The sequence below is a fragment of the Candidatus Planktophila lacus genome, from assembly GCF_002288385.1.
GTDB lineage: Bacteria > Actinomycetota > Actinomycetes > Nanopelagicales > Nanopelagicaceae > Planktophila > Planktophila lacus_D.
This window is the reverse complement of record NZ_CP016783.1, coordinates 641,941-659,555: the sequence shown is the minus strand read 5'-3', so window position 1 is coordinate 659,555 and position 17,615 is coordinate 641,941. Positions and strand designations below refer to the sequence as shown.

Sequence of the window (17,615 nt, the reverse complement as noted above, 5' to 3'; positions counted from 1 at the left end):
ACTTTCTTTAAGTACTTCGATTAAGCCTTTAGAGGCCATCGATTGAGTTAAGCGCTTCTTGCAACTTGCCATGGAGAGCATCAAAACGTGCAGCGTGTTCTGTTAGATCGGCAGTATCGATCTCGCTGAGTTCGATCTTCACTTCTTCTACTAGTGAAGGAGCGGACTCTTCTGTAGTGTTGAATTCATTCGACATTACTTCTTAACCGCCTTCTTCTTTGGAGCGCTCTTCTTCGCAGCAGATTTTTTTGCTACTGGTTTCTTAGGTGCAGTCTTCTTTGCAGAAGCCTTCTTTGTTGAGGCTTCGCTCTTCATTGCAGCAACCTGTGCCGCTAAACGATCGAACTCATCACGTTTTACAAATCCCATCTTCGCAACGCTCGCTTCGACTTCTTCATGGATCTTTGATTTAAGGGCATCTGCGCTCTCGCGCGCCCAACCATTTAGAGCTGCAGCAACTTCTGCAGGAGATTTCTCTCCTTCAGTTACCTTCGAGATGTAAGTACGAAGCGTTGAGAAGAGATCGTTCGAGGATTTAGCCATGTCTCTAGCCTATCCAATAAGCGGGAAGTAGGCCTTTTACGCCTTAAAGGCGAGAAATCTCGATCGCTTCAACCTGCCAACGAGATGCCAAACCACCCGGGGAGTGCCAAAAGCGGCGATGGATACTGCCAGAAATCTCTACCCACTGGTCTGCCTTAAGCGTTAACGCTGTTTTACGTGACTTAGCGCTCCAGGCTGCGATATCTAAAGTGTCAACGCCCTCGCGTTCTGCGCGAGTAACAATCAAACGAAACTCGACAACTTTGTCACCGCTCGGAAGTTCTTTCGTTGTCGCCTCGGCCGAGACTCTCCCCCGTAAAAGCAAATCATTCAGCGAGTGATCGATAACTTCTTCTTCAACAACTTTCTTAACCATCTCTTACTCCCTATTGTAAAAAGTACGCGATTGCGCAAGGAGGAGATAGTGAACTAAGGCTGTGACAGAAGAGGAGTTGTTTGAGGTTAGGTGTGGATAAGTGAATTACTGAGCGCGCATCAAGGCGTCAGTGAATTCATCATGATCAATATCTGCACACTTCTTAAACCACTCGCGAGCTTCTGCTTTACGACCGGCAACCTCAAGGGCATCGGCATATGCATAGCGAAGGCGAACTGCCCACTCTTCGTCCTCGGTCTTTAGCTCTTTACACGTCAGTGTGATAACGGCAGCATCTAACTCGCCAAGATCACGACGCGCACCTGATGCAACAATGCGCATTTCAATTTCTTCTGGTTTCGCAAGACGCTTAACCTCCTCAGAACCAGCCAAATTCAGGGCTTTTAGCGGCCTTCCTAGACCTCTTTCGCAATCTGCCATTACCGGCCACATAGATACATCACCAGAAATTCGGTGCGCAGCGCGAAGCTCCTTTAGCGCAATCTCGTAATAACCAGCGCGATATGCAGCATAACCAGCGCTCTCGCGAACAACAGCTAGGCGACCAGCATGATGTGCAGCCGCAATTCCATGTTTATGTGCAAGTTCTGGATCCGAATCCATGTGAATATTTATCGAAACTAAATGCCGTGCAACGACTTTTGCATTCTCTGCAGACAAACTTAACAACTCTGCGCGAACGCTCTTCTCTAACTCTTCACCAGTAATTTCTTCTGGAATATCTGGTTCGAAAATTCTGGGGCGAAGTCTTGATTGATCACGTTCTAAAGGTTTGGGACGAAACCCGCGTGGATCACTGGCTTCACGCCCTTGCGATACCTGACGGGTTGCACCACCACGATCGGATGAACCACCACGAGCCGGAAGATCTTCACGGCGACGTTCGCGATTTGGACCAGATGATCTTGAGGATGAAGAAGATGATGGGCGACCTGAGCTTGGACGATCTGAACTTGGTCGGCTCGATGGGCGTCCACTTGAAGAAGGACGATCAGAGGAAGAGGGACGGCTGGATGGACGGCCAGAATTGGCGCGTGGTTTTCTCTCATCCATTTCGTTCTCCTCTATTTAGATTTTAGATAATTCTAGCGATGAAACCGTTAGGGAAATAAACCAGTCGACAAATAAACCAAACGCAAATAAAAAAGGGGCACTCGTGAAAGTGCCCCTTTTTATAAAAGAAGTCCGGCGACGTTCTACTCTCCCACAAGGTCACCCTTGCAGTACCATCGACGCTGAGAGGCTTAACTTCCGGGTTCGGAATGGGACCGGGTGTTTCCCTCTCGCTATGGTCGCCGAAACGCTATTGAGATTTCGACAAAACCTTTGAATTAGATCGAATTCTGAAGCCATCGTTTATAGATGTCAGAACTCTCTCTATTTCGTGGTTCTCGACCGTATCTCGAGAACCACACAGTGGACGCGTAGCAACTTTGTAGTTAAATCCTCGGCCTATTAGTAGTGGTCAGCTCCAAGCCTTACGGCTCTTCCACTTCCACCCTATCAACCCAGTAGTCTAGCTGGGGGCCTTACTTGGTAAACCAATGAGAAACCTAATCTTGAAGCGAGCTTCCCGCTTAGATGCTTTCAGCGGTTATCCCTTCCGAACGTAGCTAATCGGCGGTGCTCCTGGCGGAACAACCGACACACCAGAGGTTCGTCCAACCCGGTCCTCTCGTACTAGGGTTAGCCCTTCTCAAGTTTCTTACGCGCACAGAAGATAGGGACCGAACTGTCTCACGACGTTCTGAACCCAGCTCGCGTGCCTCTTTAATGGGCGAACAGCCCAACCCTTGGGACCTACTCCAGCCCCAGGATGAGACGAGCCGACATCGAGGTGCCAAACCTTGCCGTCGATATGGACTCTTGGGCAAGATCAGCCTGTTATCCCCGGGGTACCTTTTATCCGTTGAGCGACGGCGCTTCCACAAGCCACCGCCGGATCACTAGTTCCTGCTTTCGCACCTGCTCGACATGTCTGTCTCACAGTTAAGCTCCCTTGTGCACTTACACTCGACACCTGATTGCCAACCAGGTTGAGGGAACCTTTGAGCGCCTCCGTTACTTTTTAGGAGGCGACCGCCCCAGTCAAACTACCCACCAGACACTGTCCCTGATCCGGATTACGGACCGAGGTTAGAAGTTCAAAACGATCAGAGTGGTATTTCAACGATGACTCCACAAACACTGGCGTGCCCGCTTCAAAGTCTCCCACCTATGCTACACAAACCGTTCCGAACACCAATATCAAGATATAGTAAAGGTCCCGGGGTCTTTCCGTCTTTCTGCGCGTAACGAGCATCTTTACTCGTAATGCAATTTCGCCGAGTTTACGGATGAGACAGCGCTCAAGTCGTTACGCCATTCGTGCAGGTCGGAACTTACCCGACAAGGAATTTCGCTACCTTAGGATGGTTATAGTTACCACCGCCGTTTACTGGGGCTTAAGTTCTCAGCTTCGCCTTGCGGCTAACCAGTCCCCTTAACCTTCCAGCACCGGGCAGGCGTCAGTCCGTATACATCGTATTGCTACTTCGCACGGACCTGTGTTTTTGGTAAACAGTCGCTTGAGCCTGGTCTCTGCGGCCTTCCAACGCTTCGGAGGAAAACTCCTACACGTCAAAGGGCCCCCCTTCTCCCGAAGTTACGGGGGCATTTTGCCGAGTTCCTTATCCATAATTATCTCGATCGCCTTGGTATTCTCTACCTGACCACCTGTGTCGGTTTCGGGTACGGGCTACTTAAAATCTTGCTAGATGCTTTTCTTGGCAGCATAGGATCATTCACTTCGCCTTACGGCTCGGCATCAGTTCTCAGGCATGTGTTACGCGGATTTGCCTACGTAACGCCCTACGACCTTACCCCGGGACAACCATCGCCCGGGATGAACTACCTTCCTGCGTCACACCATTGCTTAGCTACTAGTACACCGGTTCGACGCAACCTCAGGTCTGACCGAAGCCAGCCTGATTATGGGTCTTAGCATTAGTACATTCGCTATGGGCGATTTTAAGCGGGTACTGGAATATCAACCAGTTGTCCATCGACTACGCCTGACGGCCTCGCCTTAGGTCCCGACTTACCCTGGGCGGATTAGCCTGGCCCAGGAACCCTTGGTCTTTCGGCGGAGGGGTTTCTCACCCCTCTCTCGCTACTCATGTCTACATTCTCACTTGTGTGACTTCCACGGCTAGATTCCTCTGCCGCTTCACCAGTCACACAACGCTCTCCTACCCATCCAAGCTCCTGGATCTTACGACCGGGATAATGCTTGAATGATAGAACTTCGGTGCTGTGCTTGAGCCCCGTTACATTGTCGGCGCGAAATCACTTGACCAGTGAGCTATTACGCACTCTTTTAAGGGTGGCTGCTTCTAAGCCAACCTCCTGGTTGTCTATGCGACTTCACATCCTTTTCCACTTAGCACAGGCTTTGGGACCTTAGTTGCTATTCTGGGTTGTTTCCCTCTCGACCATGAAGCTTATCCCCCACAGTCTCACTGCTGCGCTCTCACTTACCGGCATTCGGAGTTTGGCTGATGTTGGTAATCTTGTAGGACCCCTCGACCATCCAGTAGCTCTACCTCCGGTAAGAAACACGCAACGCTGCACCTAAATGCATTTCGGAGAGAACCAGCTATCACGAAGTTTGATTGGCCTTTCACCCCTACACACAGCTCATCCCCTAATTTTTCAACATTAGTGGGTTCGGTCCTCCACGCGGTCTTACCCGCGCTTCAACCTGGCCATGCGTAGATCACCTCGCTTCGGGTCTAGATCGTGCTACTTAATCGCCCTATTCAGACTCGCTTTCGCTACGGCTTCCCCTCGACGGGTTAACCTTGCAACACGACACTAACTCGTAGACTCATTCTTCAAAAGGCACGCTGTCACAACTTACGTCGCTCCAACGGCTTGTACGCACACGGTTTCAGATTCTATTTCACTCCCCTTACGGGGTTCTTTTCACCTTTCCCTCACGGTACTAGTCCGCTATCGGTCATCAGAGAGTATTTAGGCTTAGCGGGTGGTCCCGCCAGATTCATACCGAATTCCTCGAGTTCGGTATTACTTGGGATACCAATAAAGAGTTAACTAAGTTTCGACTACGGGGTTCTCACCCTCTATGACTGGCTTTCCCACGCCATTCATCTACTTAGCTAGTTTTTGACTCTTTGGTTGAACGGCAGTCCAACCTAACTGGTCCCACAACACCGATACTGCAACGCCTGCCGGCTTGGCACAGTATTGGTTTGGCCTCTTCCGTTTTCGCTCGCCACTACTAACGGAATCACGGTTGTTTTCTCTTCCTGTGGGTACTGAGATGTTTCACTTCCCCACGTTCCCTTTATCTGCCCTATATATTCAGGCAGAAATAACCAGACATTACTCTGGCTGGGTTTCCCCATTCGGAAATCCTCGGATCAAAGCTCGTTTGACAGCTCCCCGAGGCTTATCGCAGCCTACTACGTCCTTCATCGGCTTCTGATGCCAAGGCATCCGCCATGTGCGCTTAATAATTTTTCCACAAAGATGCTCGCGTCCACTGTGTAGTTCTCAAAATACGGGCGGTACTCAATAAGAGTTGAGACTTGGTTAGATAAATCTATCCAGTATCTCTTCTTATTAAGTCCAGAGGTTTGGCGCTAGCCGTCCCCTCAGGACCCAACAACGTGCCTAGTTGATATTCGAAATTCAGGGGCTTTCCACTCCATCATTGTTTTTCAACAAATCAAGTTGTACTGACATGAATTCTTAGATAAACCTAAGTCAATGCTCCACATATGAGCCTGATTTCTCAATATTTTTGAGTTCAGATGCTCCTTAGAAAGGAGGTGATCCAGCCGCACCTTCCGGTACGGCTACCTTGTTACGACTTCATCCCAATCACCGATCCCACCTTTGGCAGCTCCCTCCTTGCGGTTGGGCCACTGACTTTGGGTGTTACCGACTTTCGTGATGTGACGGGCGGTGTGTACAAGCCCCGGGAACGTATTCACCGTAGCGTTGCTGATCTACGATTACTAGCAACTCCGACTTCATGGGGTCGAGTTGCAGACCCCAATCCGAACTGAGACTGGCTTTATCGGATTCGCTCCACCTTGCGGTATCGCAGCCGTTTGTACCAGCCATTGTAGCATGCGTGCAGCCCAAGACATAAGGGGCATGATGATTTGACGTCATCCCCACCTTCCTCCGAGTTAACCCCGGCAGTCTCCTGTGAGTCCCCAACTTAATGCTGGCAACACAGAACGAGGGTTGCGCTCGTTGCGGGACTTAACCCAACATCTCACGACACGAGCTGACGACAACCATGCACCACCTGTATACAGACCTTGCGGCTATGACATCTCTGCCATATTCCTGTATATGTCAAGCCTTGGTAAGGTTCTTCGCGTTGCGTCGAATTAAGCCGCATGCTCCGCTGCTTGTGCGGGGCCCCGTCAATTCCTTTGAGTTTTAATCTTGCGATCGTACTCCCCAGGCGGGGCGCTTAATGCGTTAGCTGCGTCGCACAAACCGTGGAAGGTTCGCACAACTAGCGCCCACCGTTTACGGCGTGGACTACCAGGGTATCTAATCCTGTTCGCTCCCCACGCTTTCGCTCCTCAGTGTCAGTATTGGCCCAGAGACCTGCCTTCGCCATCGGTGTTCCTCCTGATATCTGCGCATTCCACCGCTACACCAGGAATTCCAGTCTCCCCTACCAAACTCTAGCTTGCCCGTATCGGCTGCAAGTCAGGGGTTGAGCCCCTGAATTTCACAACCGACGTAACAAACCACCTACGAGCTCTTTACGCCCAATAATTCCGGACAACGCTTGCACCCTATGTATTACCGCGGCTGCTGGCACATAGTTAGCCGGTGCTTCTTCTGCAGGTACCTTCACTTGCGCTTATTCCCTGCTGAAAGCGGTTTACAACCCGAAGGCCTTCATCCCGCACGCGGCGTCGCTGGGTCAGACTTTCGTCCATTGCCCAATATTCCCCACTGCTGCCTCCCGTAGGAGTCTGGGCCGTGTCTCAGTCCCAGTGTGGCCGGTCGCCCTCTCAGGCCGGCTACCCGTCGTCGCCTTGGTGAGCCATTACCTCACCAACAAGCTGATAGGCCGCGAAGTCATCTTCAACCGAAAAACTTTCCAGCCCCGATCATGCGATCAAGGCTCATATCCGGTATTAGCCCCGGTTTCCCGGAGTTATCCCAGAGTTGAAGGCAGATTCTTCACGTGTTCCTCACCCGTTCGCCGCTAATCCTTCACCGAAGTGATCTCATCGCTCGACTTGCATGTGTTAAGCACGCCGCCAGCGTTCGTCCTGAGCCAGGATCAAACTCTCCATAGAAAGTTTTGTTCATGGCTTACGAGACAAACAAACTGTCGTTTATTTTGTCTTTACCAAAGGAAATCAACGAGTATTGCAAAGCACTGAATTAACAGTGTTTTACAGATACTTCATTGAAGTATTTATTTAGAGAATGGCGAATTAACACCATTCTCTGGCATTGACTTATGGCACGCTGTTGAGTTCTCAAGGTACGGATGCGCACTGCTTTTCGGCTTTTGGCCGATTTTCAGGGCAGACTGCCAAATCTAGTCCATCCACGCAGGCACGGTCAAACCGGCCTAAATGGGGCTAAATAAGGAAGATGCTGTACGGCCTAATCGTCCGTTCACACAGCAAGGAGCGTAACTATAGGCGTGCGCAGCGTGAGGGTCAAATCGGCCTAGCCCGATTACCAGTGGCATTGGTCATAGCCTCTAAATAGCAAAAATTTGCATATTTGTGCGTAAAAACGTGCGAAAACGCTAGCCCGCGTGGCTTTTAGAGCAGCTCTACCGCTGCAAGGTCACGCTTTCCTTTACGTAAAACTGCATATTTACCGCATAAAAAGTCACTTTTTGAGGGGGCAAAGTCTTCGCCAGAGATCTTGGCGTTATTCAAATACGCCCCACCCTCTTTAACGATTCGGCGGGCGGCAGACTTTGAATCGACGACACCAGTTGCTGCAAGGAGATCTACCCATGTTGGAATCGGTTCGCCGCTCTTAACAGTTGTGCGAGGAAGTTCTGCAAGTGCGGCCGTCAAAGTTGCCTCATCTAACTCTGAAAGTTCGCCTTGTCCAAAGAGCGCACGCGCTGCTGCTTCTACGCGATCGCAAATTTGAGCGCTATGAACGAGTGACGTTAGTTCGCGAGCAAGTGCGCGATGCGCCTCACGTGCGCCAGGGTTTTCAGAGTGTGATTTTTCAAGCGCTTCTATCTCTTCGCGAGATTTGAAAGAGAAAACCTTTAAGAAGTTGATGACATCTTTATCGTCAGTGTTCAACCAGTATTGGAAGAACGCATAAGGAGAAGTCATCTCTGGATCTAGCCAGATTGCACCCCCTGCAGTTTTTCCAAACTTAGAACCATCAGCCTTAGCGAGTAGCGGGATTGTTAAAGCATGTGCGCTGCCTGATTCAACGCGCCGGATTAGATCTAGACCTGCAGTTATATTTCCCCATTGATCTGAGCCGCCTAATTGGAGCGTGCAGTTGTGGCGGCGGAAAAGTTCAAGGAAATCAAATGATTGAAGTACTTGATAGGAAAATTCAGTGTATGAAATACCACCTGCTTCAAGACGTGATGAAACTGAATCCTTAGCAAGCATCTGGTTGACGCTGAAGTGCTTTCCTACATCGCGCAGGAATTCGATCGCAGAAAGTGGTGATGTCCAATCAAGGTTATTGGCGACAATTGCCGCGTTATCTTTGGCGTCGAAATCTAAGTACTTTGAGACCTGTACGCGGATACGTTCTACCCAAGCTGCAACTACATCGGTTGTGTTGAGGCTGCGTTCTTCGTTCTTTCCACTTGGATCCCCGATTAAACCGGTGGCTCCCCCGACAAGGGCGATTGGAATATGGCCCGCTAGTTGAAAGCGGCGCAGGGCCAGCAGAACAACGAGGTTTCCGACGTGCAAACTAGGGGCGGTCGGATCGAAACCGATGTAGAGAGTCGTCGGTTTTGATAGCGCCTGGATAAGGGCTGCTTCATCTGTTGATTGCGAGAAGAGACCGCGCCACTTTAGATCGTCGATTAGCGCCTTTGATTGCGTAGCCATTTTCGGGTTCACTCCCCCATCATCGCTGAGAATGCACTCATTTGGTCGGATAATTTCTTTTCAGCAGCTTTTATGTCGGAATTCGCTGATGCTAATTGCGCCGCCAAAGCAGTGCCACCCGTCGCGCCAACGGTTGTGCGAGATGCGATCGCGCCTTCAACGGTAAGTACCGTGCGGATCTCAGGAGTTAGTTGCGGATGGACCCCAACAAAATCCTGATCGCTTAACTCGTGGAGTTCAACTTTCTTTTCCTCACAAAGTGCGACGCACTTGCCCGCTGCTTCATGGGCTGATGCGAATGGAACATTTGCGCGTACTAAGAAATCAGCAATCTCAGTTGCAAGTGAGAAACCTTGTGGCGCAGCAGCCAACATCTTGGCTCGATCAAAAGTTGTTGTGGCAACCATGCCTGTAACTGCAGGTAGAACAAGGATCAAAGTATCGATCGAATCAAATAGCGGTTCTTTATCTTCTTGAAGATCGCGGTTGTAAGCAAATGGAAGTCCCTTAAGCATTGCCAAGACTCCAGTTAAATTTCCAATTAAGCGACCAGCTTTGCCGCGAGCTAGTTCTGCCATATCGGGATTCTTCTTCTGCGGCATGATCGATGATCCAGTTGAGTAAGCATCGGCGACCTTCGCCCATCCAAATTCAGATGTTGCCCAGATACACCACTCTTCTCCGATACGAGATAAATGAACGCCAACCATTGAAATAATAAAGAGCGCTTCGGCAACGAAGTCGCGATCGGATACGCCATCGATGCTATTTGCAGAAGGTGACGCGAAACCTAGATCCTTCGCCGTTACTTCTGGCCTTAAGCCAAGCCCTGATCCAGCGAGAGCTCCCGAACCAAGTGGGCTTACCGATGTGCGCTTTAACCAATCTTGAATTCGATCGAGGTCGCGAGCAAAGGCGTGTATATGTTTTGCTAATTCGTGACCAAAGAGAATCGGTTGCGCATGCTGCATATGAGTAAACCCAGGCGCAGGCGCATCGCCATACTCTGCGGCCTTTGCTGCAAGCGACTTTTGAAGTTCCATGATCATCTGAGAAATTTCCATCATATGATCGATTGCGAAAAGTTTTAGATCTGTCGCAACCTGATCATTGCGTGATCTACCTGCGCGCAGCGCTCCCCCAACATCACCAATCTTCTCGGTTAGGCCACGTTCTAGCGCGCTATGAACATCTTCATCGTCTTCGATGGCTACGAATTTACCGATAGCCACTTCATCGATTAATTCACGAATAGCGCTTTCAATCTGGCTCACAACATCCTCTTTCAGAAGCCCTGAAGATTTAAGCACTCGCAGATGCGCTAGCGATGAACGCAGATCGTAAGGCGCTAGCCGCCAATCGAAGTCAACGCTACGTGAAAGCGCAAAGACCGCATCATCTGGTGCGTCAGAGAAGCGTCCACCCCAGAGAGCCATTATTTCTTCGCCTTTCGTTTTGCAGATCCGCGTTTTGCGCCTGCGCCGAAGCTGAGTAATTCTTTCGCAAGATCGGCTCCACCGGTGGCCTTCTTCGATACAACTAAAACCGTGTCGTCACCGGCGATAGTGCCGATGATGTTTTCAAGGCCTGAGTTATCGAGTGAACTTGCTAAAAATTGGGCTCCACCAGGTGGTGTGCGAACTACGGCAAGGTTGCCAGATGATTCGACCGAGAGAATCAGGTCCGAAGGAAGTGGCATAGATCGCGCGATCGAGCCATCAGCGGTTGTTCCAAGTTGATAGATCAATTCGCCAGACCCGCTACGCGAACGAACGGCGCCAAGCTCTTCTAGATCGCGACTTGCAGTTGCCTGCGTGACATCGAAGCCGGCCTTCTTCAGTAACTTAACCAAATCAGATTGCGAATGAACAACACCTGCCTTGATTAATGCAATCGCCTTCGCGCGGCGCGCAGAAACCGAGCTTGAATTCAACACCTTAGCCATTAGTTACCTCTTTCATCGCCTTTGCGAAAGCCACAATAAATTTATCGATCTGAGCCTTGGTGACAATTAACGCCGGAGCAATTCGTATAGTTTCTAGATTTGGAGAATTTACCAAGAACCCATTTTTTGCTAACTGAGCGGCTAACTCTTTTGCATACTCACCATCAACTGCGATTCCAATAAGTAAACCTCTACCCCGAACTTCGCGCACGCCACGTATCGCTGAGATCTTTATCTTCAAGCGTTTCTCAAAACTCTTGGCCTGCGTCATTAATCGGTTCTTCTCGATTACAGAGATAGCAGCTAAGCCAGCGGCAGCGGCAATTGGGTTTCCGCCGAAAGTTGTTCCATGTTCACCTGGAGCAAATTGTGGAGTCTTGCTGCCGAGAGTGATCATCGCACCGAGCGGAAGACCGCCACCAATACCTTTTGCGAGAGTGATGACATCAGGGCGAACGTTCTCGTGCTCATATCCAAACCAATTACCAGTTCGCCCCATGCCGGTCTGTACACAATCGAAAACTAGAAGCGCACCGTGCTGATCACAAAGTGACCGCAACTGCTTTAAATATCCGTCTGGTGGCGTTACAACCCCTGCCTCACCGAGAATTGGCTCAACAATGACCATCGCCGTTTTCTTAGAGACTGCTTTGTACATCGCTGAGATATCACCGAATGGCACGTGCTTAATATCTTTGAGTAAAGGTCGAAACGGTGCGCGCTTGCTTTCTTGGCCAGTCAGTGAAAGTGCTCCCATGGTGCGACCGTGGAATGCCCCAGTTGTTGCAACAATTCGCGTCTTTCCAGTTTTCCGCGAAAGTTTGAGTGCGGCTTCATTCGCCTCTGCTCCTGAATTACAGAAGAAAACTCTTGCTGTGTTATCTCCGGTCATCTCCTGCAACTTCTTAGCTAGAGCAAGACCTGATGGATGGCTATAGAAATTGCTAACATGGCCAAGTTTTGCAACTTGTGTGGAAACCGCCTTAACTATTGCAGGATGGGCGTGGCCGAGAATATTTGTGGCGATGCCGCCGAGGAAATCTAGATACTTCTTCTTCTCTGAATCAGTTACTACTAGGCCTTTTCCTGAGACTAAATTGATTTCTGGAACGCCGTAATTCAACTGCATTACATCGTTCCAAGTAGTCACTGTCGATTTCTTAACTGGGCTCATTTAGTCACCAACGTTCCGCCAGAGTTACCTAACGCCATTGCGAAGGCCGATGGATCGGTTCCATCGATAATCCTTACTGCACTTGCTCCGCCATCTATCGCATCTAGACATGCTTTAACTTTTGGTGCCATGCCTTCGGCAAATGTTGATTTCATTGCATCTAGTTCAGCATAAGAGATAGCTGAAATCAGAGATGAAGTATCAGGCCATGCGCGATAGATGCCGGCAACATCGGTCATGATGATCAAACTTTCAGCACTGAGCGCGCCTGCGATCGCAGCTGCTGCGAGATCGGCATTGACGTTAAGACCACCTTTAAAGTTTTCATCGGTGGCAATCGGTGAGATCACTGGAACTTGCCCGCCCTTTAGAGCGCTGTTGATCGCCTGTGGATTGACTGCAGTGATTACTCCAACTAAACCTAGATCAACTGGCGAGCCATCAACTAATTTGCGAAGCAGTTCGGCGATCAAGCATTCACTGGTACGGCCAGATAGCGCGACAGCGTTAACTCCAGCGCTGCGAAGCGAATTAACAACTTCTGGGCCAACTTCGTTTACTAAGACTCTTTCAACTACTTCAAAGATTTCAGGGGTGGTGACGCGGAATCCGCCAATAAATTCCGAAGCAATCTCTTCCTCCTTAAGGGCTGCATCGATCTGCGGTCCCCCACCGTGGACAACAACTATCTTCACACCGCTCTCTTGCGCTGCTGCGATTGCTTTAGCGAAACCACCATTTTCATCCTTCATGGCGTGGCCACCGAATTTAACGACGATCATGTTGCGTAGGCCGAGTTCTCGTGAACATAGTCATGGGAGAGATCATTGGTGAAGACAGTTGCGCTGAAGTTACCAACCTTGAGATCAACTTGAATTGTTACCAGGCGATCCGCAAATGAAACTTTATTGCGATCCTCGAACGGTGCGCTAGATCTTGCGACTTGTACCCCGTTAAGAGTGACATCAATATCTAGCGGATTTAAGTGAGCTCGGGCAGTTCCGACAGCGGCCAGGACTCGACCCCAGTTTGGATCTCCACCGAAGATCGCACATTTCAATAAATTATTACGGGCACATGCTCGGGCCACTTCTACAGCATCACTTTCAGAAGTAGCGTTCTTGATCTCGATCGCCACAGTCTTTGTTGATCCCTCAGCATCTGCAATTAGTTGTTGTGACAAAGAACCACAGATCTCCATCAGCGCGCTCTCTAGTTCAGGCTCGCTCGGACCATATCCGCTGGCGCCAGAACCCATCAGCAACACAGTGTCGTTAGTTGATGTGCAACCATCAGAATCGATTCGATTGTAGGTGCGATCGCAGACTCTTTGGAATATCTCTTGCGCGTTATCTGGCAAAAGAGCATCTGTCATCACAACCGAAAGCATGGTCGCCAGAGCGGGCGCCAGCATTCCGGCTCCCTTGGCGACTCCGGATATTTCGAAGTGGTCGTTCTTAAAGTTGGCAATCTTGGAAACGCTATCGGTTGTCATAATTGCACTAGCTACATCTTGCAACGAATCGGTTGAGAGCGCTTTGGAAATCTGATCTATGCCAGAAATAATCTTCTCCATCGGCAGTAGCTCGCCAATCAAGCCAGTCGAGCAGACAACTACTTCGCCAGATGAAATGCCGAGTACTTCGCCAACGTGTTCTGCTGTTCTATGGGTGTCAGCAAAGCCTTGTGGCCCTGTGCAGGCGTTAGCACCACCTGAGTTAAGAATTGCTGCACGAACAATCTTTTCTTTGGTTACTTGCTTGCTCCAAATAACTGGCGCAGCCACAACTTGGTTTGATGTGTAAACCGCTGCCGCATCAAATTTAGGACCTTTATTTACAATCAGCGTTAGATCCAAAGCGCCAGAACTCTTCAGCCCCGCAGCACAGGAAGCGGCGGTAAAGCCTTTAGGCAGTTTCATACCCCAAGACCCATGCCGGTTAGCCCAAGGTTTTCAGGAAGTCCGCAGATGATGTTGGCGTTCTGGATTGCTTGCCCGGCAGCGCCCTTAACCAAGTTATCGATTGCCACGCTAACGACTAAACGATTGGTGTGTTCATCCACTGCCACTTGCATCGAAACATAGTTACTTCCAAGAACTGAAGATGTTTGTGGCATTTGCCCAAGTGGGAGCACATTTACGAATTCTTCACCTTCATATGCTTCGGTAAATATCTTGTGGGCTGCCTCAGTCGTCATTGCAGAGTTAATCTTCATGGTGATGGTTGCCAGAATTCCCCGCGGCATTGGCGCAAGAATTGGTGTGAAGGAGATCTTTACCGCCGTGCCCGTAGCGCGGGTTATCGATTCTTCGATTTCAGGAGTGTGCTGGTGGACTCCCCCGAATTTATAGGAAGTTAGGCTTCCCATAACTTCACTTGCAATCAGATTAATTTTCGCGCTACGACCTGCACCTGTTGTTCCGGATGCTGCAATAACTACGACATCACTCAGATCTGCAATCTTTGCAGCAGGTGCGGTACCTAAAGCAATCGCTGTGGCGTAGCAACCAGGATTAGCCACTCTTGTCGCCTTAGCGATTGCAGTACGAGCTCCAGGGAGTTCAGGTGCACCGTATGTCCATGTCCCGGCGTGAGCACCACCGTAATACTTTTCCCACTTGTAACTGTCTTCTAAGCGATAGTCAGCACCGAGGTCGACAATCTTTGCTATTGGACTAAGGGATGCGATAACTGTGGCGCTCTCGCCATGTGGCAGCGCAAGGAAAATAAGTTCGCAGCTTTCAAAATCACTCGCCTTGAATGATGAAAAACTTTGACCGGCGTAAGTGGTTAACTGCGGATGGACCGAAGTGATTTCTTCGCCAGCGTTGCTATGAGCCGTAACGCAGCAAACTTCAAACTCAGGGTGCCCAGCCAGCAAGCGCAGGAGTTCTCCCCCGGCGTAGCCACTAGCTCCAATAACTCCGATTTTCATGCAATGAGAATAGCATAAATATGCAGGTTAGCGCATATTTATGCAGGATCGAAACCTCGATTATGCTGTACGAAGAACTGCGCCAGTGGCCTTTTCGGCGGCAACTACCGCTGCTTCGCGCATTTCTGAAACCTCGGCCCCTGTAAGGGTGCGATCAGGTGCGCGGAAAGTTAGCGTGAAAGCGAGCGAAATCTTGCCATCACCTATCTTGTCGTAGCGATCAAAGAGTGCGATTGACTCGAGGAGATCTCCTGCACCGCTGCGCAGCGCCTTTTCCACATCAAGTGCCGTGACAGATTGATCGACAATCAAAGCTACGTCTTGAACTGCGGCCGGCATTGTGCCAACGCGCATTGGACGAACAATTTCAGATTCTGGCAAAGCACTTAGTCCAACTGCAAAGGCAACGCTGCGTTCTGGTAAACCGTACTTAGCAATGATGCGTGGGTGAATCTCACCGGCATGTGCAACTGCCTTGCCATCAACGATTAATTCTGCGCAGCGACCAGGATGCCATGGCGCAAAGTCCGAACGTTTAATCGACCATTCGAGGTTGCAGAGTTGCAAGATATCTTGAGCGTAAGCGATAGCGTCTTGCCAGTTGTAAGCACGCGCTTTGCCTTGCCAATCTTCGTTCTCAACCTTTCCTACAAGCAGTCCAGCAACGTGAAAAGCTTGTGGAGGAACGCTGGCATAAATCGCTGCAATGGTCTTGGCATCAGGACGACTTCCGATCACCGGCGAAACAGCTGGAACGAGTTTCTGCGCGCTGCGGAAGATGGAACCCATCTCAAAGATCGCGAAATCTTTTGCACCTCGGCTGATATTTCGCGCCGCTACTTCGACAAGGCCTGGTACTAAGTGAACACGCATTAGCGGGAACTCTTCAGACATTGGATTTGCGATGCGATACGTGGAAGCGCGTTCTCCAACGAATCCCATCTGATCGATGGTCTCTTGATTGGTAAATGGGAAAGTTTGAACTTCTGCCAAACCGCGTGCAGCGAGCATTGCAGAGATAGATCGACGACGTTTCTGCGTTGGCGTAAGGCTGGCGTGATTTGGACGCGGTGGGAGGATAGATGGAATCTTGTCGTATCCGATCATGCGGGCTACCTCTTCAGACAAATCTGCAGGTGTTAACAAGTCTGAACGCCAAGATGGAGGATCAACGGTAAATGACTTTTCATCTACATCGCAGCCAATTACGCGCAGAACGCGCGCGATTTCAGTAGGTGCAACTTCTAGCCCTAGAATCTTTGAAATATAGGTCGGATCGAGTTTCACAACAGGCGCGTACTTTGGTTCGCCAGCAACAACTGTTGCAACATGCTTTGCAGAACTATGCGCAGTTAAGAGCTGAACAAAGCGCGCTGATGCAAACTCAGCAAGCGATGGATCCACGCTGCGCTCAAGTCGACGCGATGCTTCAGAGGAAAGTTTATGGCGACGAGAGTTCTTAGCGATTAATACCGGATCAAAGCGAACTGCTTCAAGTGCAATTTCAGTTGTATTCTCGGATATCTCAGAAGACTGTCCGCCCATCGTGCCTGCAAGTGCCAACGGTTGCTTATCGTCACAGACCATCAAATCTTCAGGATCGAGGTGACGAACTTGACCATCAAGAGTTGTAAATGGTTGTGCCTTACCAGCGCGCTTGATGGTTAGGCCACCTGAGATCTTCGCCTTATCAAATGCGTGAAGTGGTTGACCTAGTTCAAGCATTACATAGTTAGTTACATCAACAACGAGTGAGATTGAGCGCATTCCCATCTTCTCGATGCGACGTCGCATCCAAATCGGAGTGGTTGCAGATGGATCGAAATTTGAAAGCGTGCGGAGGTAGAAGACCGATGCTGTTGCAGGATCTTCAATCTTTGCAGCAACGCCTTTGCCAGTCTCTTCAAACTTCAAAGCACGAAGTGCATCTACCGGGTCTTTGAAAGTCAGACCTAGCGAGCCAGCTACCTCGCGAGCTATACCGCGAATACTTAGCGCGTAACCACGATCCGGATTAACGGCAACATCAAAAATTGTGTCGTTAATTTCGAGAACTGCGATTGCATCTGCGCCGATCTCAACTTCGCCTTCGGCAAAGACCATGATTCCTGAGTGATCATCACCTAAGCCGAGTTCGCGTGAAGAACAGATCATGCCATTGGAAGTTTTTCCGTATGTCTCGCGCGCTCCGATTTTGAAATCTCCCGGCAAGACTGCGCCAGGGAGAGCGGCAACGACTATGTCGCCAACCGCGAAGTTAGTGGCGCCGCAGATTACGTAGCGAGTTTCCTTCTCTCCGCAATCGATTCCCACATAACGAATTGGCTTCTTAAACTCGGTTATCTCTTCAATAGTTAAAACTTTGGCAAAGGTCAGTGGACCCGTTAAATCAGCGCCCGCTTCGATGATCTCTTCAACTTCAAAGCCAACCCGGATCAGGCCGTTAGAGATCTCTTCGGCTGAAATCTTTGCTGGAATATCTACAAACTCACGGATCCAAGATAGAGGTGCGCGCAT

At 49.9% G+C, this 17,615-nt stretch carries 12 protein-coding genes and 3 rRNA genes; all 15 read right to left on the bottom strand.

All coding sequences use genetic code 11. The features are described from left to right. Positions 1-28: 28 nt before the first annotated feature. A complete protein-coding gene (locus A1sIIB60_RS07275) occupies positions 29-196 on the bottom strand; it encodes a hypothetical protein (RefSeq protein WP_190279226.1) in 168 nt (55 codons plus the stop codon). Then, complete coding sequence (locus tag A1sIIB60_RS03280; protein WP_095689113.1) at positions 196-543, bottom strand: hypothetical protein; 348 nt, start codon at positions 541-543, stop codon at positions 196-198. The genes A1sIIB60_RS07275 and A1sIIB60_RS03280 overlap by 1 nt, the downstream gene beginning before the upstream one ends. Before the next feature lie 43 nt (positions 544-586). Further along, on the bottom strand, positions 587-919 hold the full coding sequence (locus A1sIIB60_RS03275) for a single-stranded DNA-binding protein (protein ID WP_095689112.1): 333 nt from the start codon (positions 917-919) through the stop codon (positions 587-589). A gap of 105 nt (positions 920-1,024) precedes the next feature. After that, positions 1,025-1,993 carry a tetratricopeptide repeat protein gene (locus tag A1sIIB60_RS03270; RefSeq protein ID WP_223298728.1) on the bottom strand — a complete coding sequence of 323 codons (969 nt, stop codon included), beginning with the start codon at positions 1,991-1,993 and terminating at the stop codon, positions 1,025-1,027. A gap of 130 nt (positions 1,994-2,123) precedes the next feature. Then, positions 2,124-2,240 (bottom strand): 5S ribosomal RNA (gene rrf / locus A1sIIB60_RS03265). Positions 2,241-2,375: 135 nt separating this feature from the next. Further along, positions 2,376-5,467 (bottom strand): 23S ribosomal RNA (locus A1sIIB60_RS03260). Between the two features lie 301 nt (positions 5,468-5,768). Continuing rightward, positions 5,769-7,281 (bottom strand): 16S ribosomal RNA (locus A1sIIB60_RS03255). Together the 16S, 23S and 5S rRNA genes form the textbook arrangement of a ribosomal RNA operon. 480 nt (positions 7,282-7,761) lie before the next feature. Beyond that, positions 7,762-9,042, bottom strand: a complete 1,281-nt coding sequence (tyrS, locus tag A1sIIB60_RS03250; protein WP_095689111.1) for a tyrosine--tRNA ligase — start codon at positions 9,040-9,042, stop codon at positions 7,762-7,764. 8 nt (positions 9,043-9,050) lie between these two features. Next, positions 9,051-10,478: an argininosuccinate lyase gene (gene argH, locus A1sIIB60_RS03245; RefSeq protein ID WP_095689110.1), complete on the bottom strand. Its 1,428-nt coding sequence runs from the start codon at positions 10,476-10,478 to the stop codon at positions 9,051-9,053. Next, positions 10,478-10,987, bottom strand: a complete 510-nt coding sequence (gene argR / locus A1sIIB60_RS03240; protein WP_095689109.1) for an arginine repressor — start codon at positions 10,985-10,987, stop codon at positions 10,478-10,480. Before argR ends, argH begins: the two co-directional genes overlap by 1 nt. Then, the gene (locus tag A1sIIB60_RS03235; protein WP_095689108.1) at positions 10,980-12,161 is read right to left on the bottom strand and encodes an acetylornithine transaminase; all 1,182 of its coding nucleotides are present in this window, start codon (positions 12,159-12,161) and stop codon (positions 10,980-10,982) included. Before A1sIIB60_RS03235 ends, argR begins: the two co-directional genes overlap by 8 nt. Then, positions 12,158-12,943, bottom strand: coding sequence for an acetylglutamate kinase (argB, locus tag A1sIIB60_RS03230; RefSeq protein ID WP_095689107.1), 786 nt, complete (start codon positions 12,941-12,943; stop codon positions 12,158-12,160). Before argB ends, A1sIIB60_RS03235 begins: the two co-directional genes overlap by 4 nt. Further along, positions 12,940-14,082, bottom strand: a complete 1,143-nt coding sequence (gene argJ / locus A1sIIB60_RS03225; RefSeq protein WP_095689106.1) for a bifunctional glutamate N-acetyltransferase/amino-acid acetyltransferase ArgJ — start codon at positions 14,080-14,082, stop codon at positions 12,940-12,942. The genes argB and argJ overlap by 4 nt, the downstream gene beginning before the upstream one ends. Continuing rightward, positions 14,079-15,098: an N-acetyl-gamma-glutamyl-phosphate reductase gene (gene argC / locus A1sIIB60_RS03220; protein ID WP_095689105.1), complete on the bottom strand. Its 1,020-nt coding sequence runs from the start codon at positions 15,096-15,098 to the stop codon at positions 14,079-14,081. The genes argJ and argC overlap by 4 nt, the downstream gene beginning before the upstream one ends. A 60-nt stretch (positions 15,099-15,158) precedes the next feature. Continuing rightward, positions 15,159-17,615, bottom strand: coding sequence for a phenylalanine--tRNA ligase subunit beta (gene pheT / locus A1sIIB60_RS03215; RefSeq protein WP_095689104.1), 2,457 nt, complete (start codon positions 17,613-17,615; stop codon positions 15,159-15,161).

Bases quoted from the DNA above. Each gene is read 5' to 3' on its own strand.
- argB (WP_095689107.1), bottom strand. From the start codon at position 12,943: ATGATCGTCGTTAAATTCGGTGGCCACGCCATGAAGGATGAAAATGGT.
- A1sIIB60_RS07275 (WP_190279226.1), bottom strand. From the start codon at position 196: ATGTCGAATGAATTCAACACTACAGAAGAGTCCGCTCCTTCACTAGTA.
- argR (WP_095689109.1), bottom strand. From the start codon at position 10,987: ATGGCTAAGGTGTTGAATTCAAGCTCGGTTTCTGCGCGCCGCGCGAAG.
- tyrS (WP_095689111.1), bottom strand. From the start codon at position 9,042: ATGGCTACGCAATCAAAGGCGCTAATCGACGATCTAAAGTGGCGCGGT.
- argJ (WP_095689106.1), bottom strand. From the start codon at position 14,082: ATGAAACTGCCTAAAGGCTTTACCGCCGCTTCCTGTGCTGCGGGGCTG.
- argC (WP_095689105.1), bottom strand. From the start codon at position 15,098: ATGAAAATCGGAGTTATTGGAGCTAGTGGCTACGCCGGGGGAGAACTC.
- pheT (WP_095689104.1), bottom strand. From the start codon at position 17,615: ATGCGCGCACCTCTATCTTGGATCCGTGAGTTTGTAGATATTCCAGCA.
- A1sIIB60_RS03280 (WP_095689113.1), bottom strand. From the start codon at position 543: ATGGCTAAATCCTCGAACGATCTCTTCTCAACGCTTCGTACTTACATC.
- A1sIIB60_RS03275 (WP_095689112.1), bottom strand. From the start codon at position 919: ATGGTTAAGAAAGTTGTTGAAGAAGAAGTTATCGATCACTCGCTGAAT.
- A1sIIB60_RS03235 (WP_095689108.1), bottom strand. From the start codon at position 12,161: ATGAGCCCAGTTAAGAAATCGACAGTGACTACTTGGAACGATGTAATG.
- A1sIIB60_RS03270 (WP_223298728.1), bottom strand. From the start codon at position 1,993: ATGGATGAGAGAAAACCACGCGCCAATTCTGGCCGTCCATCCAGCCGT.
- argH (WP_095689110.1), bottom strand. From the start codon at position 10,478: ATGGCTCTCTGGGGTGGACGCTTCTCTGACGCACCAGATGATGCGGTC.